This window comes from Streptomyces sp. 71268 (genome assembly GCF_029392895.1).
Classification (GTDB): Bacteria; Actinomycetota; Actinomycetes; order Streptomycetales; family Streptomycetaceae; genus Streptomyces.
Genome location: NZ_CP114200.1, coordinates 6,114,752 through 6,139,518, shown reverse-complemented (window position 1 = coordinate 6,139,518; position 24,767 = coordinate 6,114,752). Strand labels below are relative to the sequence as shown.

Below are 24,767 nucleotides of genomic sequence, written 5' to 3'. Positions count from 1 at the left end.
TCATGGACATGCTGTGTGCGACGCGGTGCGGCCGGGCCCCTGGCGGTCGGCGTACGCCACGCACGTGGCCCTGGCCGGGCAGCTCAACCGAACCCCACGAATCGTGCAGCTCGCGATCCCCAAGGAGCCAACGTGCTACGAAGAATCACGGTGGTCGGCGTGTCTTTGGCCGTCACACTCGGCATAGCCGCGCTGCCCGCCGTCACCACGGCGTCGGCGGCGCCCGCGGAGAACCCGCGGACCGCCACCGCCAAGCCCAAGCCGGCCGACCGGGCCGTCGCCGCCGCCGACCAGGCCACCGCCAGCGGCCTGGACGCGCTGGCCAAGGGCCCGGACGAGGAGTACCAGCGGCGCGGCGTCACGCCGTGGCTGCGCGGCCTGTACTCGGTCGCGTACGAGCGCACCTACCACGGGCTGCCCGTCGTCGGCGGGGACGCCGTCGTACTCGCCGACGCGCAGGGCAAGGTGCGCGGCACCCAGTCGGCCACCAAGGCGCGGATCAACGTCTCCACCACGGCGAAGATCACCGCGGCGGCCGCGGAGAAGACCAGCCGCGCGCTGCTCAAGAAGGTGGACAAGCGCGAGTCGCGCCGGCTCGTGGTCCGGGTCAAGGACAACAAGGCGCACCTGGCCTGGGAGACCGTGCTCAGCGGCGCGACCGCGAACGCGCCCAGCCGGCTGCACGTGTTCGTCGACGCGATCAACGGCAAGGTCGTCGACTCGTACGACGACGTGCGCGCCGGCACCGGCAACAGCAAGTGGAACGGCCCCAACCCGCTGACCATCGACACCACCGCCAGCGGCAGCCAGTTCCAGCTCAAGGACCCGAAGCGGCCCGGTCTGAGCTGCGCCGACTACAGCGGCGGCAGCGTCATGACCAAGTCCAGCGACAACTGGGGCAACGGGAACCCCACCAGCAAGGAGACCGGCTGCGTCGACGCGATGTGGGGGGCGCAAAAAGAGTGGGACATGCTGAAGGACTGGTTGGGCCGTAACGGGCACAACGGCAACGGCGGAAGCTGGCCGGTGCGCGTGGGGCTCAACGAGATGAACGCGTACTGGGACGGTTCGCGGATCACCATCGGCCACAACCGGGCCAACGAGTGGATCTCGGCGATGGACGTCATCGGCCACGAGTACGGCCACGGCATCGACCAGTTCACGCCGGGCGGCGCCAACAACGAGAACGGCCTCGGCGAGGCCACCGGCGACATCTTCGGCGCCCTGACCGAGGCGTACGCCAACGAGCCCGCCCCGTACGACACGCCCGGCGACTACCTCGTCGGCGAGATGATCAACCTCAGCGGCAGCGGCCCGATCCGCAACATGTACGACCCGCAGAAGGTGAGCAACCACCCGCGGTGTTACACCTCGGCCATCCCCAACACCGAGGTGCACGCGGCGGCCGGCCCGCTCAACCACTGGTTCTACCTGCTCTCCGAGGGCTCCAACCCCGGTGGCTCCAAGCCGACCAGCCCGACCTGCAACAACTCCACGGTCACCGGCGTCGGCATCCAGACCGCCGGCAAGATCTTCTACGGCGGCATGCTGCTCAAGACCAGCGGCATGACCCACAAGCGCTACCGCACCGCGACGCTGACCGCGGCCAAGGGCCTCGACGCGTCCTGCGACCTGTTCCGCAAGACCCAGGCCGCCTGGGACGCGATCAGCATCCCGGCCCAGCCCGGCGACCCGACCTGCACCAGCCAGGGCGGCGACTTCGCGGTGTCCGTGAGCCCGTCGGCGGGCAGCGTGGACCCGGGTTCGGCCGCCACGGCGACCATCGGCACCTCGACCACCAGCGGTGAGGCCCAGTCCGTCACCCTGTCGGCGACCGGCGCCCCGGCCGGCGCGAGCGTGACCTTCACCCCGGCCACGGTGACCTCCGGCGCCAGCTCCACCATGAAGGTGACGACGTCCACCAGCACCGCCCCGGGCACGTACCCGATCACCATCACGGCCAAGGGCACCGCGACGCACACCGCGCAGTACACGCTGACCGTCGGCGGCAGCGGCCCCGGCACCGGCGCCCCGGACATCGACGTGAACAAGGTCCGGGCGCACCTGACCGAGTTCCAGTCCATCGCCAGCCGCAACGGCGGCAACCGCCGCTCGACCAGCCAGGGCTACCGGGACTCCGTCGCGTACGTGAAAGGCAAGCTCCAGGCGGCGGGTTACACCGTCACCGAGCAGGCCTGCACCTCCGGGTGCACCTCCGGCGCGGGTCCGAACCTGATCGCCGAGTGGCCCAAGGGCGACGCGGCCAACACCTACATGTTCGGCGCGCACCTGGACGGCGTGAGCGCCGGCCCCGGCATCAACGACAACGCCTCGGGCTCGGCCGCGCTGCTTGAGACGGCCCTGACGCTGGCCGAGAAGAACCCGAACATGAAGAACCGGGTCCGCTTCGGCTGGTGGACCGACGAGGAGCAGGGCCTGAACGGCTCGGACTTCTACGTGCGCTCGCTCTCCTCGACGCAGCGGTCGCAGATCAAGGCGTACTACAACTTCGACATGATCGGCTCGGTCAACGGCGGCTACTTCATCAACCACATCACCTCCGCCGCCGCCAAGCCGATGAAGGAGTACTGGGACTCGCTCCAGCTCCAGCCGGAGGAGAACACCGAGGGCGCGGGCCGCTCGGACGACTACTCCTTCGAGCAGGCGGGCATCGCGAGCTCGGGCTACGCGACCGGCGCCAGCTACCGCAAGACCGCGGCCCAGGCCGCGAAGTGGGGCGGCACCTCGGGTGGCGCGTACGACCCCTGCTACCACTCGTCCTGCGACACCACGAACAACATCAACGCCACGGCGCTCAACCGTAGCGTGGACGGCATCGCCTACACGCTGTGGAAGCAGGCCGTCTCCGAGACCGCCCCGGCCGACGACTTCTCGCTGTCGGTCGAGCCCGGTTCGGGCACCGTGGAGCCGGGTGCCACCGCCAGCGCCACCGTCATCACCGCCACCACGAACGGCTCGGCCCAGTCGGTGCGCCTGTCGGCCACCGGGCTGCCGAGCGGGGCGCAGGCCACGTTCGACCCGGAGACCGTCACCTCCGGCGGCAAGGCCGCGGTGCGGATCGCCACGTCGGCGCAGTCCCCGGCCGGCACCTACCCGATCACCATCACGGGCACCGGCACGGCGACCCACAGCGCCACCTACACGCTGACCGTCGGTAGCGGCACCCCGGGCTGCGACGAGCAGCTCATCGTCAACGGCGGCTTCGAGAACGGCAGCGCGCCGTGGACCGGCTCCACCGGGGCGATCGGCTCGCAGGCCGGCCAGACCGCGCACACCGGCACCCGGTACGCCTGGCTCGGCGGCTACGGCAACGCCACCAGCGACACCATCAGCCAGACGGTGACCGTGCCCACCGGCTGCGCCTCGGCGACGCTGGGCTACTGGCTGCACGTGGACACCGACGAGACGGAGAACACGCCGTACGACCAGTTCACCATCAAGGTCAACGGCACCACCGTGGAGACGCTGGACAACACCGACGCGGCCAGCGGCTACCAGGAGCGTTCGGTGGACCTGAGCCAGTACGCGGGTCAGCGGATCACGGTGACCTTCACCTCGGTGGAGGACGCCTACCTGCAGACCAGCTTCGTCGTGGACGACGTGACGCTGAACGTGAAGTGAGGCCCCCACCGTGCGGCGGGCCGGCTGAGGGCCGACCGGTGACCGGCCCGCCGCACGGGTGACACCAGGAGCACAGCCAGCACGGCGAGCGGCGCCGCCCGGGACCAGGGCGGCGCCGCGAACGTGTGCGCGCCGGCGCGCGACGGGTCTCGCCGGCGTCCGATCGGGCGAATCCGCGCCCGGGCCGAGTGTTCGGGCCGGCGACGGGTGAGGGGTGAACACATGAGTCGTGCGTACAGTCCCGTGCCCACCTCGGACCGGCGCCCCCGGACCGCCCGCCTCGCCCTGACCGCGACCTGTCTGGCGGCCTGCCTCGCGCTGCTGGCCGGCTGCGGGGACGACGGCGGCGACGGGGACGGCGACCAGGCGTCCCCGACGGCCAGCGCCACGAAGGCGTCCAAGGCCCCGTCGAGCCCGAGCCAGCCGGGCGACAGCCCGTCGGCCTCCGGCCGGCTCACCGACGACCAGGCCGAACGCAAGGCGCTGCTCCCGCTCGCCAGGGTCGACCACGCCAAGGCGGCCGAGACGGCGGTGGGCGAGGTGCCCGGCGGGCGCCTGGTCGAGTTGGAGCTGAAGGGCACGGGCGGCGACCGTGGCGACAAGGGGACGGGCGACGACGCCCCGGGCGACGCGGGCGCGGCCGACGCCGGCGCTGCGGGCCCGAGCGGGACGGCGAGCCCACGGACGCGGCGCGCCGAGTGGGTCGCCAAGGTCGCCGCCAAGGACGGCACCGCGCACCGGGTACGCGTCGACGCCGGCTCCGGCAAGGTGCTGGGCGCCGAGGCCGAGACCGACCAGGACGGCGACGACAAGCGGGAGTTGGCGGCCCAGCTCAGCAAGGCCCGGCGCACCCCCGAACAGGCGGCCAAGGCCGCCACCGACACCAAGCGGGGCACGGTCACCTCCGTCGAACTCGGGGACGACGACGCCGGGGCCCTCGTCTGGTCCGTGGACGTCGTCACGCCACGCGACTGGAACAAGACCACCTTCGCCGTGGACGCGGTGACCGGGAAGGTCGTCGGCGAACACGTCGACCGCGACTGACGCCCCGTCCACCGGCCCGGCCCACCCCGTACGCGCCCGGCACCGCGCCCCGGCGGCGGCGCGGTGTCAGGGCCGCGCGCTCCCCGGCCTGGGCGCGCGCGGCCGGTGCTCGGCGGCGCGCCGCCCCAACTCGGCCAGCAGCCAGGCGCCGCCGCGCAGCACGCGCCGGCGCTGTGCCGTGCGCGTGCCGCGCTCCACCCGGCGCCACAGCGGCGGGTCGGTGACCAGCACGCGCGGGTCGATCCAGACCGTCGCCCCGCGCGCGTCGCGCAGCAGCAGACGCGGCGTCACCCCGCCCACCAGCCGCACCGTCACCAGCAGGTCGGTACGGACCGACCGGGTGCGCCACAGCCCGCGCGTGGCCAACCAGTCATCGCCCGCCGTCACCCGAGGCGGCGTCAGGACGGCCAGGAGCAACAGGGCCAGGCCCGTCCAGCACAGGCCGCGGGTCAGGCCCAGCGTCCCGTTGGCGAGGTCGACCAGCAGCAGCCCGGCGAGGAGCGCGGCCGCCAGGCCCACCGCGAACCGCAGTTCGCCGCGCCAGTGCGCGCCCCGGACCACGGGCCGGGCGGGCGGCGTCCCGACCGCGCGGGGCGCGGCGGCCGGGCGCGGTACGGCGGTTAGCCGTTGCCCGCCGCGCCCTCCACGAGGCGCGCCCTGGCGGCCCGGGGCCGGCGCGGGCGTCGCCGGGGCAGCCGCTTCGAAGGCCACCGGCGCGCGCGGGCGCGGGCTCGCCCGGTTCGCGGCGCGCCGTCGCGCCACCCCCGCCCCCGGGCGCCGCTCTCGGCGCGCGGCGGGCGCCTCGCCGGGCGGCCCGTCGCCTTCTCCTCGCCTTCGCATACGGCGACCGTAGGCCGGTGGCGGGTGGCCGGCGCGGGGCGTTGACGGGGCGCTGACGCAGGCGCGACGCACCTTGACGCACCGCTGACACCGGCCGCGCTGGGCGCCGTCACGCCTCGCGTCGTGCCTGGTCAGCGCGGGCGTCAGGGGTGCGTGAGGATCGGGGCGCGCGGCGACAAGGGCGTGCCAAGACGGGGCGCGCACGGGAAAGTCCGCACTCACGCTGGTGCCCGCCCATCGACGGCACCAGCGGAGGTAGACCAGCCATGTTCAGCGACGCCGAAAGGGCGGGGGCGTCCGGCGCGGCCCGCGCCGCCGACGCCTCCCCGGGTACCACCGCGCCCCCACCGGCCGCCGAAGCCCCCCGGGCCGAGTGCGACGCCGGGAGCGGCGCGGGCGACCCCGCGGACCGGCATCGCCTCACCGCGCTGACCGGCCTGGCCGCCCTGTCGCTGGACGCCATGGCCTCGGTGGCCTACGGGCCGGAGGCCATCGTCCTGGTGCTGGCCGCCGCGGGGGCGCGCGGGCTGGGGTACACCGTGCCCGTCACCCTGGCCATCGCGGCCCTGCTGGCCGTGCTCGTCGCCTCCTACCGGCAGGTCATCGCGGCCTTCCCGGACGGTGGCGGGGCGTACGCGGTGGCGGGGCGGCATCTGGGCCGGCGCGCCTCGCTGGTGGCCGCCGCCTCGCTGGTCCTGGACTACGTGCTGAACGCCGCGGTCGCCGTGACCGCCGGTGTCGCCGCGCTGACCTCGGCCTACCCCGGGTTGCACGACGACCGGCTGTGGCTGTGCCTCGGGGTGTTGGCGCTGGTCACCGGCGTGAACCTGCGCGGCGTCGTGGACTCGGCGCGCGCCTTCCTGGTGCCGACGGCGGTCTTCGTGTGCGCCGTGCTCACCGTGATCACCGTCGGTCTCTGCCGGGACGCCCCGCTGTCCACGGAGGCGTCCGCCGGGCACGCGGCGGTGCTCGCCGACGACGCGACCACCGTCGGCGCCCTGCTGTTGCTCAAGGCGTTCGCGTCCGGCTGCTCCGCGCTGACCGGCGTCGAGGCCATCGCCAACGCCGTACCGTCCTTCCGCGCGCCCGCCGCGCGGCGGGCCCAGCGGGCCGAGGTCGTGCTCGGGGTGGTGCTCGGGGTGATGCTGATCGGCCTGTCGGTGCTGATCGCCCGGTTCGAGCTGCGACCGGTGGCGGGCGTGACCGTGCTCGCCCAGCTCACGGACGCCTCGCTGGGCCACGGACTCGGCTTCTACGTCGTGCAGTTCGCCACCATGGCCCTGCTGGCGCTCTCCGCCAACACCTCCTTCGGCGGCCTCCCGGTCCTGCTCAAGCTGCTGGCCAGGGACAACTACCTGCCGCACGTCTTCGGCCTGCGGGCCGACCGTCAGGTGCACCGGTACGGGGTGCTGGCCCTGGCCGCCGTCGCCGCGCTGTTGTTGGTCGGCTCGGGCGGGGACACCAACACGTTGGTGCCGCTGTTCGCCATCGGCGTCTTCGTGGGCTTCACCCTCGCGCAGACCGGGATGGTGCTGCACTGGCACCGCCGGCCCGGGATGCGCGGGCGCCGGGCGCGGATGGTCCTGAACGGCTTCGGCGCGCTGTTGACCGGCGTGAGCGCGGTCGTGGTCACCGCGACCAAGTTCACGGACGGCGCCTGGTTCATCGTGGTCGCGCTGCCGCTGATCGTGCTCGCCTTCGAGGCGGTGCGCCGGGCGTACGAGCGGATCGGGCGACAGCTCGGCCTCGGGCGGATTCCCGATCCGCCGCACCGTGCCCCCTCGCTGGTCGTGGTGCCGGTCTCGGGCCTGTCCGCGGTGACCAGCGAGGCGCTGGCCGCGGCCGTCTCGCTGGGCGACGAGGTGGTCGCGGTGACCGTCCACCACGGCGACGCCGAGGACCGGCGGGCGGTCGAGGCGCTGCGCCGCGACTGGGAGTTGTGGCGTCCCGGCGTACCGCTGGTCGCCCTGGACTGGGCCCGGCGCGAGGTGGGCCGGCCGGTCGCCGCCTACGTACGGGAGGTGACCGCCGACCGGCCACACTGGCGGATCACCGTGCTGATCCCCGAGGTGGAGCCCGCCCGGCCGTGGCACCGGCTGCTGCACAACCGGCGCGGTGGCGTGGTGGCCCACGCGGTGCGCCGCGAGACCGACGCCGTCATCTGCCGGCTCCGCACCCGCCTCACCAGCCCACCCCCCGCGTCGGCGGCGGCTTCGGGCGCGGGGTGGTTCGGCCGGCCGGGGGTGGTGCGGTTCGGCCAGCGCGAGGGGCGATAGTCAGCCCGCGCGGAGCGTGGCGGTCGCCCGCGCGCCCCCTCGAAGAGGCGCCGCGCCCCCGCGACATGGGGCCGTGCCGGCCGGTCACGGCGCCGGTGGGACAGGGCACGGCCCGGCCTCCGGCGCCGCCGGGCGCGGGCCGCGCGCTGCGGATCGGCTTCGGCGCACCGCTCTGACCAGGGCCTATCGCGGGCCGTGAGCGGGTGGAGGCGTAGTGCCGCTACCGGAAGGGGTGGGACGGAAAAGGGCGGGCGAACTTCAGCCATCGCGGTACCCACCCCACGCCACCAGTTGTTGCTGCCCCGTCAAAACCCGACCTATAGTCTCCGCGGCTTGCGGGCACCGCCCGATGCGACGCCCTGTGACCTGGGCGGAGTCCGCCCGGCAGGCCGCCCGGCCGTCGGTTGTCTTCCCCTTTCTGGAGTGGACCGTGGAACGACGCACCTTCCTGCGCGGCGCAGTCATCGGCACCTCGGTAGCGACCTTCGGCGGCACCCTGATGCGCGGGGCCGCATACGCCGCCCCGGCGCAGCCGGGCTCCGGCCCGTACGGCCCGCTCGGCTCCGCCGACGCCAGAGGCATCCAGTTGCCCAGCGGCTTCACCAGCCGGATCATCGCCCGCTCCGGCCAGACCGTCGCCGGCACCTCGTACACCTGGCACAACGCCCCCGACGGCGGCGCCTGCTTCGCGGACGGCACCGGCTGGATCTACGTCTCCAACTCGGAGGTAAGCCCGAACGGTGGCGTGGGCGCCGTGAAGTTCAACTCCTCCGGCACCATCACCGGCGCGCACCGCGTGCTCTCCAACACCCGGCAGAACTGCGCCGGCGGCAAGACCCCGTGGAACACCTGGCTCTCCTGTGAGGAGGTCAGCCTGGGGTACGTGTACGAGACCGACCCGTGGGGCGTGAACGCGGCGACCCGGCGCGACGCGATGGGCCGCTTCAAGCACGAGGCCGCGGCGGCCGACCCGGTGCGCAAGGTGATCTACCTGACCGAGGACGTGTCCAACGGCTGCTTCTACCGCTTCGTCCCCACCACCTGGGGCAACCTGTCCTCCGGCACGCTCCAGGTGCTGAAGGCGGGCACGTCCTCCTCGGGCTCCTTCACCTGGGCCAACGTGCCCGACCCGGACGGGGCGCCGACCGTGACGCGCGACCAGGTCTCGGGCGCCAAGCGGTTCAACGGCGGCGAGGGTTGCCACTACGCGAACGACACCGTCTGGTTCACCACCAAGGGCGACAACCGCGTGTGGCAGCTCAACCTGACCAACAACACCTACGAGTTGGCCTACGACGACTCGCTGGTCAGCGGCTCCGCCCCGCTCTCCGGCGTGGACAACGTCACCGGTTCCTCGTCCGGTGACCTGTTCATCGCCGAGGACGGCGGCAACATGGAGATCTGCATCATCACGCCGGACGACGTGGTGGCGCCGTTCCTGCGGATCAACGGCCAGTCGGGCTCGGAGATCACCGGCCCGGCCTTCTCGCCCAACGGGCAGCGGCTCTACTTCTCCAGCCAGCGCGGCACGACGGGCAGTTCGTCGGGCGGCATCACGTACGAGGTGACGGGGCCGTTCCGCTCGTAGCCACCGGTCTGGGCTCGGGTCGGTCCGTCGCGTGCGCGGCGGGCCGGCCGGCCCACGATCCGCCACCTCCGGGCCCGGCGGCCTCCGGCCCCGGTGGCCGCTCCCCCGGGCTGCCGCCGCGCAGCAGGGCGATGCCCAGCGGGGTCAGGGTGTGCAACACGGCGCTGCCCTGCCGCAGCGTGACCAGCAGCCCGGCGTCGCGCAGCACGGTGGCGTGCTGGCTGGCTGAGGCGAGCGACACGCCGACCCGGCGGGCGAGTTCGCTGGTGGTGCAGCCCGCGCCTATCCCCTGGAGCACGGCCGACCTGGTGGAGCCGACGAGCTTGACCAGCGAGCGCGCGGGCGTGACCAGGGCGGGGCCCGCGGCGTGGTCGAGCGGGTAGACGAGCACCGGGGTGAGCGCCGGGTTGTGGAAGGTGACCGGCGTGCGCCGGCAGAAGAACGAGGGCAGCAACAGCAGTCCGCGCCCGTCCAGGTACAGGTCCCGGTCCACGGGGTAGTCCACTTCGAGGACCGGCGGGCGCCAGCGCATGGTGGCCGGCAGCGAGGTCAGCAGCCCGTCCACGCCGCCGTCCAGCAGGGCCCGGCCACGGGCGGCGCGGTCGGCCTCGATGCGGGCGTGCAGGTGCGGCCAGTACGGTGCGATGGCGGCCCGGTGGTAGTCCCGGAGCGTGTCCACGAGGCGGGCCAGGGCCCGGTCGGCGCCCTCGCCGTCGGCCATCGGGCGCATCCACGCCGGCAGGGCGCGTCCCGCCGGGAGGTGGGATATCTCGGTGCGTAACCTCTCGGCCGGCGTGGCCCGCACCGCCTCCATCGCCTCCTCGACGCCGATGACGCCCTCGGACGGCGTCAGGAAGTCGGGAAAATAGCCCCGTTGCGGCACCAGGGGTGCCAGCAACCGGGGCTCGGAATGCAGTCGCGCCCGCGTTTGCGAGCGCCATTCGCCGAAGATGTTCTCCGCTTGTTTCTCGCGAAGTCGATGGAAACTTAAAATAGTTTCCCAGAGTGCGTCCGGGCGAGCGGCCATCCGCAGCCGTGCCAGGTCCACGCTTGTGAAATGGACGCGCAGCACTAAACCCCCACATGTGGCATCCGTAGTTCCCCCAATCCCTGAGTATGCACCCCAACACGAGCAGTTACCACGCCCTTTTGGCCAGAGTTGAAACGGGTCGCGCTCCAACATGTCCAACCGGAATGCTTGGACGTGGGAAAAGGCAGGGGCATTTTCCCGGTGGGTGCTCAGGCCGGATTGCTCGTTCCCGTGGGGGGTAACGGGCGCCGCAAGGCCGTTGAGCATCAGTTGCCGCCGCACATCTGGTCGGCGGCAACGGCTCCCGTGGGGGGAGTAGTAGGGGGCGGCGCCTCGCACAGGCGCCGCCCCCTTTCGTATGCCGGAGCCGTGCTCCCGCCGTAGTCCGCCTACGGCGAGGAGACCGGGTGCCGGGGGGTGAGGGTGGGTGTCCCCGACGCGGTCCCCGCTACGAAGGGGACGACTTCCGGTGGTATGCGGCCCTCGCCTGGCCTGGCCCGCGAGGACGTTGTGGTGCGCGTGCTCGTCTGCTGGTGACCGTCGACGGCCGGTGTTCGTGCACCGGCCGCCGACGGCGTGGGCCCGCGGAACGGGCCCGCTCAGGGGGTCAGCGGCTGTCGCTGCCGACCGATTCGGCCGCCGCCCGGCCGGCCTCGAGGCGGGCGACCGGGATGCGGAACGGGGAGCAGGAGACGTAGTCCAGGCCCACCTCGTGGAAGAAGTGCACCGAGTCGGGGTCGCCGCCGTGCTCGCCGCACACGCCGAGCTTGAGGTCGGGACGGGTGGCGCGGCCGGCCTCGGCGGCCGCGCGCACCAGCGAGCCCACGCCGTCGCGGTCGATCGTCTCGAACGGGCTGACGCCGAAGATGCCCTTCTCCAGGTACGCGGTGAAGAAGCTGGCCTCCACGTCGTCCCGGGAGAAGCCCCACACGGTCTGCGTCAGGTCGTTGGTGCCGAAGGAGAAGAAGTCGGCCGACTCGGCGATCTGGCCGGCGGTCAGCGCGGCCCGGGGCAGCTCGATCATCGTGCCCAGGGTCAGCTTGAGGTTCACCCCGCGCGCCTGCTCCACCTCGGCGATGACCCGCTCGGCCTCCTCACGGACGATCTCCAGTTCCTGGACGGTGCCCACCAGCGGGATCATGATCTCCGCGCGCGGGTCGCCCTTGGCGTTCATGCGCTCGGCCGCGGCCTCGGCGATGGCCCGTACCTGCATCGCGAACAGGCCGGGGATCACCAGGCCGAGGCGTACGCCGCGCAGGCCCAGCATCGGGTTCTGCTCGTGCAGCTTGTGCACGGCCTGCAGCAGGCGCAGGTCGTTCTCGTTGGCGTCCTGCCGGGCCTCGGCCAGCGCGACGCGCACCGACAGCTCGGTGATGTCGGGCAGGAACTCGTGCAGCGGCGGGTCGAGCAGCCGCACCGTCACCGGCAGCCCGTCCATCGCCTCGAACAGCTCGGTGAAGTCGGCCTTCTGCAGCGGCAGCAGGTCGCCGAGGGCGGCCTCCCGGTCGGCCTCGGTGTCGGCGAGGATGAGCCGCTCGACCATCTCGCGGCGCTCACCGAGGAACATGTGCTCGGTGCGGCACAGGCCGATGCCCTGCGCGCCGAAGCGACGGGCGCGGGCGGCGTCCTCGGCGTTGTCCGCGTTGGCCCGCACCCGCAGCCGGCGCACCCGGTCCGCGTACGCCATGATCCGGTGCACGGCCTTGACCAGCTCGTCGGCGTCGTCGGCGCCCGCGTGCATGCGGCCCTCGAAGTACTCCACCACGGGCGAGGGCACGACCGGCACCTCGCCGAGGTAGACCTTGCCGGACGAGCCGTCGATGGAGACGAGGTCGCCCTCCTGCACCACGGTGCCGTCCTTGGTGGTCAGGCACCGGCGCTTGGTGTCCACCTCAAGCTCCTCGGCGCCGCACACACAGGTCTTACCCATGCCGCGGGCGACGACGGCGGCGTGCGAGGTCTTGCCGCCGCGCGAGGTGAGGATGCCCTCGGCGGCGATCATGCCGTTGAGGTCGTCCGGGTTGGTCTCCCGGCGGATGAGGATGACCTTCTCGCCCGAGCGCGACCACTTGACGGCCGTGTACGAGTCGAAGACGGCCTTGCCGACCGCGGCGCCGGGCGAGGCCGCGATGCCCCGGCCGATCTTCTCCACGGCGGCGCTCTCGTCGAAGCGGGGGAACATGAGCTGCGCGAGCTGCGCGCCGTTGACCCGCTGGAGCGCCTCGGCCTCGTCGATCAGGCCCTGGTCCACGAGCTGGGTGGCGATGCGGAAGGCGGCCCCCGCGGTGCGCTTGCCGACCCGGGTCTGGAGCATCCACAGCTTGCCGCGCTCGATGGTGAACTCGATGTCACACAGGTCCTTGTAGTGCGTCTCCAGCGTCTCCATGATCCGCATCAGCTCGTCGTAGGAGGGCTTGTCGATGCCCTCCAGGTCGGCGAGCGGCACGGTGTTGCGGATGCCGGCCACGACGTCCTCGCCCTGCGCGTTCTGCAGGTAGTCGCCGTAGACGCCCTGCTGGCCGCTGGCGGGGTCGCGGGTGAAGGCGACGCCGGTGCCGGAGTCGGGGCCCAGGTTGCCGAAGACCATGGAGCAGACGTTGACGGCGGTACCGAGGTCGCCGGGGATGCGCTCCTGGCGGCGGTAGAGCTTGGCCCGGTCGGTGTTCCACGAGTCGAAGACCGCGCGCACGGCCAGGTCCATCTGCTCGCGGGCGTCCTGCGGGAAGTCGCGGCCGGTCTCCTTGGCGACGATGCCCTTGAACTCGTCCACCAGCTTCCTGAGGTCGCCGGCGTCCAGGTCGACGTCCACGGTGACGCCCTTGGCGTGCTTGGCGCCCTCCAGGGCCTCCTCGAACAGCTCGCCGTCCACGCCGAGGACGGTCTTGCCGAACATCTGGATCAGGCGGCGGTAGGAGTCCCACGCGAACCGCTCGTCGCCGGCCTGCGCGGCCAGGCCCACGACGGACTCGTCGGAGAGCCCGATGTTGAGGACGGTGTCCATCATCCCGGGCATCGAGAACTTGGCGCCGGAGCGCACGGAGACCAGCAGCGGGTCGTCCGCCTGGCCCAGCTTCTTGCCCATGGTGGTCTCGAGGGCGACCAGGTGCGCACTCACCTCGTCACGCAGTGCCGCCGGCTCCTCGCCACTGTCGAGGTAGACCTTGCACGCCTCGGTGGTGATGGTGAACCCGGGCGGGACGGGCAGCCCGAGATTCGTCATCTCGGCCAGGTTCGCGCCCTTGCCGCCCAGCAGATCCTTCAGGTCCCTGTTGCCCTCGGTGAAGTCGTAGACGAACTTCTGGGAAGCAGGCTGTGCTTGGGGATCGGTGTTTTCCGACACGGTTCTCGACACCTCGCTGAGGTACCCCCGGGATGTGGGCCCGGAGGACGGCTGCCCTGACGGCGGGGAGCGTACCCAGATCGAAGGTGCATGGGTACGTCCACTCGGCGGACATTCGGCCGTAACTGGCCGGCCGCCACGAGATCGAAAGTGATCCACACCACGAGACCTGTGATCCATCGGGAAGCCGACGGGCGCGGAACCGCGTTCAGGTTCCGAACGCGGGACTTGCGGACAGCTCGATTCTGGACACGGGCAGCGATGAGCCACAAGCGGAGAGCGGCCATCCGTATGACTGTCGAAGGCGGCAGGGGTGGCACTCAGTGCCACGCATTGGAGAGGTGTGTGCGCTCAGAAGGGTAAATGGATCTTCAAATGAGCATGCTCATCTGAGCAAACTACCGATCACACGTGGCGAGAATCACGCCGTCAAACCGGGGCCCGTCAGCCACCGGAGGTGTCCAATTCGGCCTCGGCTCCGATTTCGGCCCGGTCGTAGGGATCATTGAGCCACCCGTCTGGCAGAACCACGCGGTTTCGGCCAGACGTACGGCCCCGGGGACCGTCCGCACCCGCGGGCCAGGGCTGGTCGAGGTCCATTTCGCTCATCAGAGCGGCCAACTCGGCCAGCGAGGAGGCGACGGCGAGCCGCCTACGCAGCTCCGAACCGATCGAGAAGCCCTTGGTGTACCAGGCCACGTGCTTACGGAAGTCGATGACGCCGCGCGACTCGTCCTCAAGCCACTGCCCCAACAGCTCCGCATGGCGCAGCATCACCCGCGTGACCTCGCGCAACGTGGGCGCGGCCGACCCCTGCGGGCCCCGCGTCAGGGCCGCCCACGCGGCGCCGCCGACGGCCTCGGAGGGCGCCTGCGCGGCGCTCGCGCCGCCCGGGGTGGCACCGGGTGTCGCCGGCTCGGCGAAGGCGGCCACCAGGTCGCCGAACAGCCACGGCCGCCCCAGGCAGCCGCGCCCCACCACGACCCCGTCGCAGCCGGTCTCGCGCATCATCCGCAGCGCGTCCTGTGCCGACCAGATGTCCCCGTTGCCCAGCACCGGGATCTCCGGCACCGCCTCCTTGAGCCGCGCGATCGCCGACCAGTCCGCCTCGCCGCCGTAGTGCTGTGCGGCGGTGCGACCGTGCAGCGCGATGGCCCGTACGCCCTCCTGCACCGCGATCCGCCCGGCGTCCAGGTAGGTCAGGTGGTCGTCGTCGATGCCCTTGCGCATCTTCATGGTCACCGGCAGCTCGCCGGCGCCGGCGACCGCCTCGCGCAGGATGGCCCGCAGCAGGTGGCGCTTGTACGGCAGCGCCGAGCCGCCGCCCTTGCGGGTCACCTTCGGTACCGGGCAGCCGAAGTTCAGGTCGATGTGGTCGGCCAGGCCCTCGTCCACGATCATGCGGACCGCCTTGCCGACGGTCGCCGGGTCCACGCCGTACAACTGGATGGACCGCGGCTTCTCGGTGCCGTCGAAGTGGATCAGCCGCATGGTCTTCGCGTCCCGCTCGACCAGCGCCCGCGTGGTGATCATCTCGCTGACGAACAGGCCCTTGCCGCCGGAGAACTCCCGGCACAGGGTGCGGAAGGGCGCGTTGGTGATTCCCGCCATGGGGGCGAGGATCACCGGGGGCACCACCGCGTGCGTACCGACGTACAGCGGCTGGGTCTCGGCGGTCATCTAGGACGCGTCCTTCCGGTTCTCGTGGTGCTCGGGGTGCTGGGGCGTCGCCTCCGCCGCGGGTGCCGGGGGCACCGCGCATGCCGCGGGTGCTCGGGCAGCGGGTGGCAGACCTCTTATTGTCCCCCATCGGCGCGCGGCACCGGGGCGCGCGGCCACCCAGCCCGCCGGCACCGGCTCTGGTGCGTACGCCGGGCCGCCGCGCGGGCTGCCCCGCACCGCCGCCGACCGGGTACCCGGGTCGCCTAGGGCGAGCGGGCCGGTCAATCCGGTCAGGCCGCCGCGACCTGTCGCGCGAGCGTCAGCTCGTGGAGCCGCTCCAGCCGCGCCCGGGACTCCGCGTCGGCCGGCACGTACGTGATCATGCGCGGCCCCTGGCGTGGGCCGAGCCACATGATCTGGTAGTCGAGGTGCAGCAGCCCCACATGGGTGTTGAGGAAGCGCTTGGTGCGGCCCGGCGTCGTGCGCATCACCTCGTGCCGCTCCCAGATCTCCCGGAACTCGGACGACGCCTCCTGGAGCCGCCCCAGCATGTGCTTCCAGGCCGGCTCCGCGATGTGCTCGGCCATCGCCGAACGGAACTTGGCCGCCATCGCCCGGATCACCTCCTGCCGGTCCACCAGCCCCTGCTCCCAGCCCGGGTGCGTGAAGGCCAACCACATGCAGTTGCGCTCCTGCGGGGCCAGCGAGTCCAGGTCACAGAGCAGGTTGCCGTACGTGCGGTTGTACGCCAGCAGGTCGTAGCGGCTGTTCTGCACGCACGCCGGGATGGGTTCGAGCTGCCGCAGCAACGTCCGGATCGGGTCGGAGACGGTGGCGCACTCGGTCCCCGGCGCCGGGTCGGCCACCCCGGCGAGCGTGAACAGGTGCTCGCGCTCGTTGGGGTCGAGCAACAGCGCCCGCGCGATGGCGTCGAGCACCTGCGCCGAGACGTGGATGTCGCGCCCCTGCTCAAGCCACGTGTACCAGGTCACGCCCACCGCCGAGAGCTGCGCCACCTCCTCGCGGCGCAGCCCGGGCGTGCGCCGCCGCCGGCCGCGCGGCAGCCCCACCTGCTCGGGCACGACGCGCTCGCGCCTGCTCCGCAGGAAGGCCGCGAGTTCGCTGCGCCGTACGTCGTGGCCCGCGGCCTGCCCGGTCGTCATCATGTCTCCAGGGTGCGGGATGGGAGATCCACTTTCCAGGTAGTGTCGATACCAGGATAAGGACACTCTGGTACCTGGCTACGGACCGCGCGATCGTCGTACCCGTGAACCTGACCCGAGTGCGATCCGCCAACCTCATCTCCCCCGTTCCCGCCTCCGCGTCCGCGTCCGCCACGGCCGACCCGCCACGGCCGGCCGGCACGGGCCCCGGCGCTGGCCCGGCCACGCTCAGCGGGCTCGGGCTGTTCACCGTGTTGCTCGGTGCGGCCCTGCCGCTGATCGACTTCTTCATCGTCAACGTCGCCCTGCCGGCGATGGACCACGACCTGCACGCCGGCCCCGCCGTACTCGAACTGGTCGTCGCCGGATACGGCGTCGCCTACGCGGTGCTCCTGGTACTCGGCGGGCGCCTCGGTGACATGTTCGGCCGCCGCCGGCTCTTCATCGCGGGCATGGCGGCCTTCGGCATCACCTCGCTGGCCTGCGGCCTCGCCCCGAACGCGTGGAGCCTGGTGGCGGCCCGGGTGGCGCAGGGCGCCGCCGCCGCGTTCATGCTGCCGCAGGTGCTCGCCACCATCCACGCCACCACCGCCGGCGGTCGGCGCGCCCGCGCGATCGGCCTGTACGGAGCGACGGCGGGCCTTTCCATGGTCGCCGGGCAGATCCTGGGCGGCGTCCTGGTCGCCGCCGACCTCTGGGGCACCGGCTGGCGCATGGTCTTCCTGGTGAACGTGCCGGTCGCGCTGATCGGCCTGGCCCTGGCCGTGCGTACGGTGCCCGAGACCCGCTCGGACCGGCCCACCACCGTGGACATCCCCGGCACCCTGCTGCTCGCGCTCTCCCTGATCACCCTGCTGCTGCCGCTGACCGAGGGCCGGGCGGCGGGCTGGCCGCTGTGGACGTGGCTGCTGCTCGGCTCGTTCCCCGTGGTCGCCGCCGTCTTCTACGTCGTCGAGCGCCGGGCCGACCGGGCCGGCAGGGTGCCGCTGGTGCCGCCGAGCCTGTTCGCGCTGCCCGGCCTCAGCCGCGGCCTCGTGCTGGTGGTGCCGTTCTCGATCGGCTTCGGTGGCTTCATGTTCGTCATCGCGGTCGCCCTCCAGCAGGGCATGGACTACGGCCCGGTGGCCGCCGGGCTCGCCCTCGTGCCGATGGCGGTGGCGTTCTTCGTGGTCTCGCTGGCCGGCCCGCGTCTGGTGGGCCGGTACGGCAGCCGGGTGGTCACGGTCGGCGCGCTGATCCAGGGCCTTGGCATCGGCATCTTCCTGCTGACCGTCGCCCGTGGCTGGCCGGACACCGGCATCCCGGCCCTCGCCCCCGGCCTCGTCCTGGCCGGCGTCGGCCAGGCGCTCCAGTTGCCGGTGCTCTTCCGGATCGTCCTCGCGGACGTGCCGAGCGACCGGGCCGGCGTGGGCAGCGGCGTCATGGTGACCACCCAACAGTCCGCCCTGGCCCTGGGCGTGGCCACCCTCGGCACCCTCTTCCTCTCCCGCGCGGCCTCGGTGGGCATGCGCGACGCCCTGACCACCACGCTGCTGGTCCAGCTCGCGACGATCGCGGTCACCGCGGTGCTGAGCCTGCGGTTGCCGCGGGTGGTGCGGTGAGGGGTGCCAACCCGCCCGCCCCACGGATGGGTTGGCGGTGCCCCACGGGTGGGGGCCACGCGGGTCGTTGGCCGAGCTGCCCGTGAGGGGCGGGGAAACCTGTCGGCTGCGAAGGTGCCGGCCGGGCCACCGCGCGCCCGCACGCGAAACGCCGGGCCGACGAAAACGTCGGCCCGGCGTCACACGACCGGAATGAGGGTACGTGCGGGGCTCAGCAGCCCAGCAGGCGCCCGCCCAGGTAGCTCTGGATCTGGTCCAGGGAGACCCGCTCCTGCTTCATGGTGTCGCGCTCGCGCACGGTCACCGCGTTGTCCTCAAGCGTGTCGAAGTCGACGGTGACGCAGAACGGCGTGCCGATCTCGTCCTGGCGGCGGTAGCGGCGGCCGATGGCGCCGGCGTCGTCGAACTCGATGTTCCAGTTGCGCCGCAGGTCGGCGGCGAGGCCCTTGGCCTTCGGCGAGAGCTGCGGGTTGCGGGACAGCGGCAGCACCGCGACCTTGACCGGCGCGAGCCTCGGGTCGAGCCGCATGACGGTGCGCTTCTCCAGCTTGCCCTTGGCGTTGGGCGCCTCGTCCTCGATGTACGCGTCGAGCATGAACGCGAGCATCGCGCGGTTCACGCCGGCCGCCGGCTCGATGACGTAGGGGGTCCAGCGCTCGCCGGCCTCCTGGTCGAAGTACGACAGGTCCTGGCCGGACGCCTTCGAGTGGGCCTTGAGGTCGTAGTCGGTGCGGTTGGCCACGCCCTCAAGCTCGGAGAACTCGGTGCCGCCGAAGTTGAAGCGGTACTCGATGTCAGCGGTGCGCTTCGAGTAGTGGGACAGCTTCTCCGCCGGGTGCTCGAACCACCGGATGTTCTCCTCGCGGATACCGAGGTCGGTGTACCAGTTCCAGCGCTGCTCCATCCAGTACTCGTGCCACTGCTCGTCCTCGCCCGGCTTGACGAAGAACTCCATCTCCATCTGCTCGAACTCACGGGTGCGGAAGATGAAGTTGCCGGGCGTGATCTCGTTGCGGAAGGACTTGCCGAGCTGGGCGATGCCGAACGGCGGCTTCTTGCGCGAGGTCTGCTGCACGGCGGCGAAGTTGGTGAAGATGCCCTGCGCGGTCTCGGGGCGCAGGTACGCGAGCGAGCCGGCGTCCTGGGTGGGGCCGAGGTGCGTGGAGAGCAGGCCCGAGAAGAGCTTGGGCTCGGTGAAGCCGCCCTTGTTGCCGCAGTGCGGGCAGTTGATGTCGGCGAGGCCGTTCGGCGGGAGCTGACCGTGCTTCGCCTCGTACGCCTCCTCCAGGTGGTCGGCGCGGTAGCGCTTGTGACAGGAGGTGCACTCGGTGAGCGGGTCGGTGAAGGTGGAGACGTGGCCGGATGCCTCCCACACCTCACGGGCGAGGATCACGGACGAGTCGAGGCCGACCACGTCGTCGCGCGAGGTGACCATCGCGCGCCACCACTGGCGCTTGATGTTCTCCTTCAGCTCCACGCCGAGCGGTCCGTAGTCCCAGGCGGCCCGCTGACCGCCGTAAATCTCGCTGCACGGATAGACGAAGCCACGGCGCTTGCTCAGGCTGACGATGGTGTCGATCTTGTCGGCGGCCACGGTGCTCTCTTCATTACGACGACGAAGCGGTCAGTGCGGGGTCCGCCGGGTACTCGCCCGCGCGCCCCAGCGAAAGCCCCAGATTACCGGCGGCGACACCCCTGGGATCAAATCGGTTCCGGGTCTGACAACCTTCAACCAGTCTTGTTGACAATCGTTTCCAGTTTAGTTGAAAATGACTGTCATGAACGTACGACGACGCCTCCTCACCGGTACCGCGATAGCCGGCGCCACCGCGCTCTCGCTGGTCACGCTCTCCGCCTGCTCGGGCGATTCCGACAAGGACGGAAAGCCGCAGGTCGTGGCGTCGTTCTATCCGATGGAGTTCCTGGCCAAGCAGATCATCGGCGACGCGGACATCCGCGTCGGCACCCTCACCAAGCCCGGCGTCGAGCCGCACGACCTGGAGCTCAAGCCCCGCCAGGTCGGCGACCTGAGCGAGGCCGACGTCGTCGTCTACCTCAAGGGGCTCCAGCCCGCCGTGGACGAGGCGGTCGGCCAGTCCGAGGCCAAGCACAAGGTGGACGCCACCACGCTCACCTCGCTGGAGAAGCACGGCGCCAGTGAGCACGGCCACGACCACGACGCCGAGGGCCACGACCACGCCGAAGGCGAGCACGCGCACGAAGGCGAGCACGACCACGACCACGGCGGCGAGGCCGGCGGCGACCCGCACATCTGGCTCGACCCCACCAAGTACGCCGAGGTCGCCAAGGGTCTGAACAAGAAGCTCGCTGAGGCGTACCCCGACCACAAGGCCGACTTCCAGAAGAACACCGACGCGCTGGTCACGAAGCTGACCGCGCTCGACAAGGAGTTCACCGCCGGCCTCAAGAACCGCACCACCGACACCTTCATCACCACCCACGCGGCGTTCGGCTACCTCGCCGAGCGCTACGGTCTGGACCAGGAGGGCATCTCCGGCGTCTCCCCCGAGGCCGAGGCCAGCCCGGCCCGCATCAAGGAGATCCAGGAGATCGCCAAGAAGGAGAAGGTCAGCACGGTCTTCTTCGAGACGCTCGCCAGCAACAAGGGCGCCGAGACCGTCGCCGAGGACACCGGCCTCAAGACCGGCGTCCTCGACCCCATCGAGGGCATCAACGACAAGTCCAAGGGCGACGACTACTTCGAGGTGATGCGGGCCAACCTCGCCGCCCTCAAGCAGGCGCTCGGCGCGCGATGAGCGCCCCGGGCCGCCGTCCCGGCGAGGTGGCGCCCCGGAGCGTCCCGCACGCGCCCGGCGCACCGGGCGCCGCCGGCGCCCGCGAGGCCGCGTGAGGCGCGTCCCGCGCACCCAGGCGCGCCGCCCGGCGCGCACCCCTACGGCGACCAGTACGACGAGCGAGTAACAGCGGAGGCAGGCGTGGCGAGCGAGCGAAGCGAAGGGCCCGCCGGGGACATACCCGGCGCGGCCGGACGGTCCACGACACAGCGGCCGGACCCGACCAGGCCACCGGCCACGGACTCCGGAGCCGCGAGCCCGGGCGACGGCCCCGGCCCCGCGTCGGGCGACGCGGAACCGGCCGCGCCGGAGCGCGAGGAACCGGTCGTGGTGGTGCGCCAGGCGCGTGCCTCGCTCGGCTCGCGGCCGGTGCTGCGCGGCGTGGACCTGACCGTCCGGCGCGGCGAGGTGGTCGCGCTGCTCGGCGCCAACGGTTCGGGCAAGTCCACGATGGTGCGCGCCCTGGTCGGACAGGTGCCGCTCACCGGTGGCGAGTTGGAGCTGTTCGGCACCCCGCGGCGGCGCTTTCGGCAGTGGGCGCGCGTCGGCTACATGCCGCAGCGCACCACGGCCGCCAGCGGCGTTCCGGCCACCGTGCGCGAGGTGGTCTCCGCCGGCCGGCTGGCCCGTACGAAGCTGCGCTGGCCCGGCCGGGGCGACCGGGCCGCGGTGGACCGCGCCCTGGAACTGGTCGGCATGGCCGACCGGGCCAGGGACTCGGTCAACGCGCTCTCCGGCGGCCAGCACCAGCGGGTCCTGATCGCCCGCGCGCTGGCCGGCGAGCCGGAGCTGCTGATCATGGACGAGCCGATGGCCGGCGTCGACCTGGCCAGCCAGCAGGTGCTGGCGGACGCGCTGCGTCAGCAGGTGGCGCGGGGCACCACGGTGCTCCTCGTCCTGCACGAGCTGGGGCCGCTCGAGCCCCTGATCGACCGGGCCGTGGTGCTGCGCGACGGCTGCGTGGTGCACGACGGGCCGCCGCCCAAGGCGGTCGGCCAGCACGCGTTGCCCGGCCACGACCACATCCACCCGCACGCCGCGGACGCCGCGGAGCCGATCCGGACAGGGCTGCTGATCTGATGGAAATGCTCGACTACGCCTTCATGCAGCGGGCCCTGCTCGCCGCCGTCCTAGTCGGCGTCACGGCCCCGGCGGTCGGCATCTACCTGGTCCAGCGCCGCCAGGCGATCATGGGCGACGGCATCGGGCACGTCGCCCTCACCGGCGTCGCGCTCGGCTTCCTCACCGGCAACAACCCGGTGTGGACCGCCGTCGCGGTGGCCTCGCTGGGCGCGGTGCTGATGGAGCTGATCCGCTGGTACGGGAAGGCCCGCGGCGACCTCGCGCTGGCGATGCTCTTCTACGGCGGCATGGCCGGCGGCGTGCTGCTGATCAACATGTCGGACACCGGCTCCAACGCCAACCTCACCTCGTACCTGTTCGGCTCGATCACGACGGTCTCCGAGGGAGATGTACGGACCATTTGCGCGCTAGCCGCCTTCGTGATGCTGATCACACTGGGCCTGCGGCGGCAGCTTTTCGCCATTTGCCAGGACGAGGAGTTCGCGCGCGTGACCGGGCTTCCGGTGCGGTTCCTGAACCTGCTGCTGGCCGTCACCGCGGCGGTCACCGTGACCGTGGCCATGCGCGTGGTGGGGCTGCTCCTGGTGAGCGCGCTGATGGTGGTGCCGGTCGCCGCGGCGCAGCAGGCCACCCGCAGCTTCGGGATGACCATGGCGCTCTCGGTCACGATCGGCGTGCTGGTCACCCTGTCCGGCACGAGCTACTCGTACTACGAGGACGTGCCGCCCGGCGCCAGCATCGTCGTCCTGGCCATCGCCGTCTTCGCCGTGATCACCGCGCTGGCCGCACCCCTCACCCGACGACGAGCGCGGCGGGCCGCGTTGGAGGAGGAACGGTGCGCGCTGGAGGTGGCGACCCATTGCGTATCGGCCACCGGCGACGCGCGGGTGTGACGGGCGGGATGGGAAGGAACTCTCGTGCCGGCCGCGTCACCTGGCAGACTGGCACAATGTCCAGCCGGATGCCGGACAGGCGACGAGCAGGCAACTGAGGAGGAAGCTGTGGCGACCGCGGGTCCCCCAGTACGCGGCCGGGCCACCAGGCAGCGCGCCGCGGTGGCGGCGGCGTTGGACGAGGTGGACGAGTTCCGCAGTGCGCAGGAACTCCACGACATGCTCAAGCACCGCGGCGACTCGGTCGGCCTGACCACGGTCTACCGCACCCTCCAGTCCCTCGCCGACGCGGGCGAGGTGGACGTGTTGCGTACGGACGAGGGCGAGTCCGTCTACCGGCGATGCAGCACCGACGACCACCATCACCACCTCGTCTGCCGCTCGTGCGGTAAGGCCGTCGAGGTCGAGGGCCCGGCCGTGGAGAAGTGGGCCGACTCGATCGCCACCGAGCACGGCTTCGTGGACGTGGCGCACACCATCGAGATCTTCGGCACCTGCGGCGAGTGCGCCGCGGCCAAGGGCTGACCGAACCGCGCCGAACGCGGCGCACGGGCGGCGCCCGAACTGCCCGGCCCCCCGTCCACCTCCGGCACGCCACGCCCGGCTCGCAGGCCGGCTTCAGGCGTGCGCGGCCCCGCGCCGGCCCAGCTCCTCCCCCGGGGACCGTGGCCGCCCGGCTGGCCGCCGACCGGATCACGCCGGAGTGGTCCCCACCCAGGGCTGGCGCCGCGACACCCACACCGCCGGGCCGGAACCGGACGCGACGGCCGAGGACTGAGCGGGCGAGGCGGCGGCCGCCGCCCTCAAGGCCCGGACCCAGGCCAGGCCAAGGTCAGGCCCCGGGGGCAGGACGGGGCAACCAGGCCCGGGCCGACGGCTCGGCCCGGACCCGGGCCCGGACTCGGGCGTCAGGCCCCCGCGCCACCCTCCGTCGAGGGCGCCCCGTTCGCGGGCAGGTTCGGCAGCGCGCCCCCGAAGCGCCGGTCGCGCTGGGCGAACTCCAGGCAGGCGCGCCACAGGTCACGGCGGTCGAAGTCCGGCCACAGCACGTCCTGGAAGACCATTTCCGCGTAAGCGCTCTGCCAGATCAGGTAGTTGGACGTCCGCTGCTCGCCGGAGGGGCGGACGAAGAGGTCCACGTCCGGCATGTCTGGGTAGTAGAGGTACTTCGCGAACGTCTTCTCGTTGACCTTCGACGGATCGAGCCGGCCCGCCGCCACGTCGGCCGCCAGTGCGGCGGCGGCGTCGGCGATCTCCGCCCGGCCGCCGTAGTTCAGGCAGAAGTACATGGTCATGGCGTCGTTGTCCTTGGTCTGCTCCTGCGCCACCTGGAGCTCCTTGGCCACCGACTTCCACAGCTTGGGCATCCGCCCCGCCCAGCGGACGCGGATACCCAGTTCGTCCATCTCGTCCCGGCGGCGGCGGATGACCTCGCGGTTGAAGTTCATCAGGAAGCGCACCTCGTCCGGCGAGCGCTTCCAGTTCTCGGTCGAGAAGGCGTACAGGGAAAGGTTCTTGACGCCCATCTCCAGGCAGCCCTTGAGCACGTCGAGCACGACGCCTTCGCCGACCTTGTGGCCCTCGGTGCGCGGCAGGCCGCGGTCCTTGGCCCAGCGGCCGTTGCCGTCCATCACGATCGCCACGTGCTTGGGCACCAGCTCGCCGGGGATCTTCGGCGGCCGCGCACCGGACGGATGCGGGTCCGGAGCCCGGTATTCACGTCGTCCCCGGCCCATGAAACCGCGTCCTGCCATGCCTGCCACGTCTCCCACATCTCGCTCGTGCGACG

16 protein-coding genes are annotated in these 24,767 nt (G+C 72.2%); 9 read left to right on the top strand and 7 right to left on the bottom strand.

All coding sequences use genetic code 11. The features are described from left to right. Window positions 1-132 precede the first annotated feature (132 nt). The gene (locus tag OYE22_RS24305; RefSeq protein ID WP_277322370.1) at window positions 133-3,642 is read left to right on the top strand and encodes a M20/M25/M40 family metallo-hydrolase; all 3,510 of its coding nucleotides are present in this window, start codon (window positions 133-135) and stop codon (window positions 3,640-3,642) included. 222 nt (window positions 3,643-3,864) lie between these two features. After that, window positions 3,865-4,686, top strand: a complete 822-nt coding sequence (locus OYE22_RS24300; protein WP_277322369.1) for a PepSY domain-containing protein — start codon at window positions 3,865-3,867, stop codon at window positions 4,684-4,686. A gap of 66 nt (window positions 4,687-4,752) precedes the next feature. On the opposite strand, the gene OYE22_RS24295 is transcribed toward OYE22_RS24300, so the two are convergent. Next, on the bottom strand, window positions 4,753-5,247 hold the full coding sequence (locus OYE22_RS24295; protein WP_277322368.1) for a hypothetical protein: 495 nt from the start codon (window positions 5,245-5,247) through the stop codon (window positions 4,753-4,755). 545 nt (window positions 5,248-5,792) lie between these two features. On the opposite strand from OYE22_RS24295, the gene OYE22_RS24290 reads away from it, so the two are divergent. Then, window positions 5,793-7,802: an APC family permease gene (locus tag OYE22_RS24290; protein ID WP_277322367.1), complete on the top strand. Its 2,010-nt coding sequence runs from the start codon at window positions 5,793-5,795 to the stop codon at window positions 7,800-7,802. A 430-nt stretch (window positions 7,803-8,232) separates the two neighbouring features. Continuing rightward, window positions 8,233-9,390, top strand: coding sequence for an alkaline phosphatase PhoX (locus OYE22_RS24285; protein ID WP_277322366.1), 1,158 nt, complete (start codon window positions 8,233-8,235; stop codon window positions 9,388-9,390). On the opposite strand, the gene OYE22_RS24280 is transcribed toward OYE22_RS24285, so the two are convergent. The 4 genes from OYE22_RS24280 to OYE22_RS24265 all read right to left on the bottom strand — a co-directional run bounded on the left by OYE22_RS24280 (window position 9,356) and on the right by OYE22_RS24265 (window position 16,588). Next, window positions 9,356-10,462: a winged helix-turn-helix domain-containing protein gene (locus tag OYE22_RS24280; protein WP_277322365.1), complete on the bottom strand. Its 1,107-nt coding sequence runs from the start codon at window positions 10,460-10,462 to the stop codon at window positions 9,356-9,358. The two genes, OYE22_RS24285 and OYE22_RS24280, sit on opposite strands and share 35 nt — an antisense overlap. A gap of 565 nt (window positions 10,463-11,027) precedes the next feature. Next, window positions 11,028-13,760 carry a pyruvate, phosphate dikinase gene (gene ppdK, locus OYE22_RS24275; protein ID WP_277322364.1) on the bottom strand — a complete coding sequence of 911 codons (2,733 nt, stop codon included), beginning with the start codon at window positions 13,758-13,760 and terminating at the stop codon, window positions 11,028-11,030. Window positions 13,761-14,204: 444 nt separating this feature from the next. Further along, window positions 14,205-15,440, bottom strand: coding sequence for a tRNA dihydrouridine synthase DusB (gene dusB, locus OYE22_RS24270; protein ID WP_277322363.1), 1,236 nt, complete (start codon window positions 15,438-15,440; stop codon window positions 14,205-14,207). A gap of 272 nt (window positions 15,441-15,712) precedes the next feature. Then, window positions 15,713-16,588 carry a helix-turn-helix transcriptional regulator gene (locus tag OYE22_RS24265; protein WP_277322362.1) on the bottom strand — a complete coding sequence of 292 codons (876 nt, stop codon included), beginning with the start codon at window positions 16,586-16,588 and terminating at the stop codon, window positions 15,713-15,715. 101 nt (window positions 16,589-16,689) lie between these two features. On the opposite strand from OYE22_RS24265, the gene OYE22_RS24260 reads away from it, so the two are divergent. Continuing rightward, on the top strand, window positions 16,690-18,186 hold the full coding sequence (locus OYE22_RS24260; protein ID WP_277322361.1) for an MFS transporter: 1,497 nt from the start codon (window positions 16,690-16,692) through the stop codon (window positions 18,184-18,186). Between the two features lie 211 nt (window positions 18,187-18,397). On the opposite strand, the gene OYE22_RS24255 is transcribed toward OYE22_RS24260, so the two are convergent. Continuing rightward, window positions 18,398-19,780, bottom strand: a complete 1,383-nt coding sequence (locus OYE22_RS24255; protein ID WP_277322360.1) for a glycine--tRNA ligase — start codon at window positions 19,778-19,780, stop codon at window positions 18,398-18,400. A gap of 184 nt (window positions 19,781-19,964) precedes the next feature. Here OYE22_RS24255 and OYE22_RS24250 point away from each other — a divergent pair, with 184 nt between their 5' ends. From OYE22_RS24250 to OYE22_RS24235, 4 genes are all read left to right on the top strand, one after another. Then, complete coding sequence (locus OYE22_RS24250) at window positions 19,965-20,963, top strand: metal ABC transporter substrate-binding protein (RefSeq protein WP_277322359.1); 999 nt, start codon at window positions 19,965-19,967, stop codon at window positions 20,961-20,963. A 366-nt stretch (window positions 20,964-21,329) separates the two neighbouring features. Next, a complete protein-coding gene (locus tag OYE22_RS24245) occupies window positions 21,330-22,082 on the top strand; it encodes an ABC transporter ATP-binding protein (RefSeq protein WP_277324300.1) in 753 nt (250 codons plus the stop codon). Beyond that, on the top strand, window positions 22,082-22,978 hold the full coding sequence (locus tag OYE22_RS24240) for a metal ABC transporter permease (protein ID WP_277322358.1): 897 nt from the start codon (window positions 22,082-22,084) through the stop codon (window positions 22,976-22,978). Before OYE22_RS24245 ends, OYE22_RS24240 begins: the two co-directional genes overlap by 1 nt. Window positions 22,979-23,086: 108 nt before the next feature. Then, entirely contained in the window at window positions 23,087-23,503 is a 417-nt protein-coding gene (locus OYE22_RS24235; RefSeq protein WP_176161518.1) for a transcriptional repressor, read from the top strand. 383 nt (window positions 23,504-23,886) lie between these two features. Here OYE22_RS24235 and OYE22_RS24230 read toward each other — a convergent pair whose 3' ends face one another. Then, window positions 23,887-24,732, bottom strand: a complete 846-nt coding sequence (locus tag OYE22_RS24230; RefSeq protein WP_277322357.1) for an isoprenyl transferase — start codon at window positions 24,730-24,732, stop codon at window positions 23,887-23,889. Window positions 24,733-24,767 lie beyond the last annotated feature (35 nt).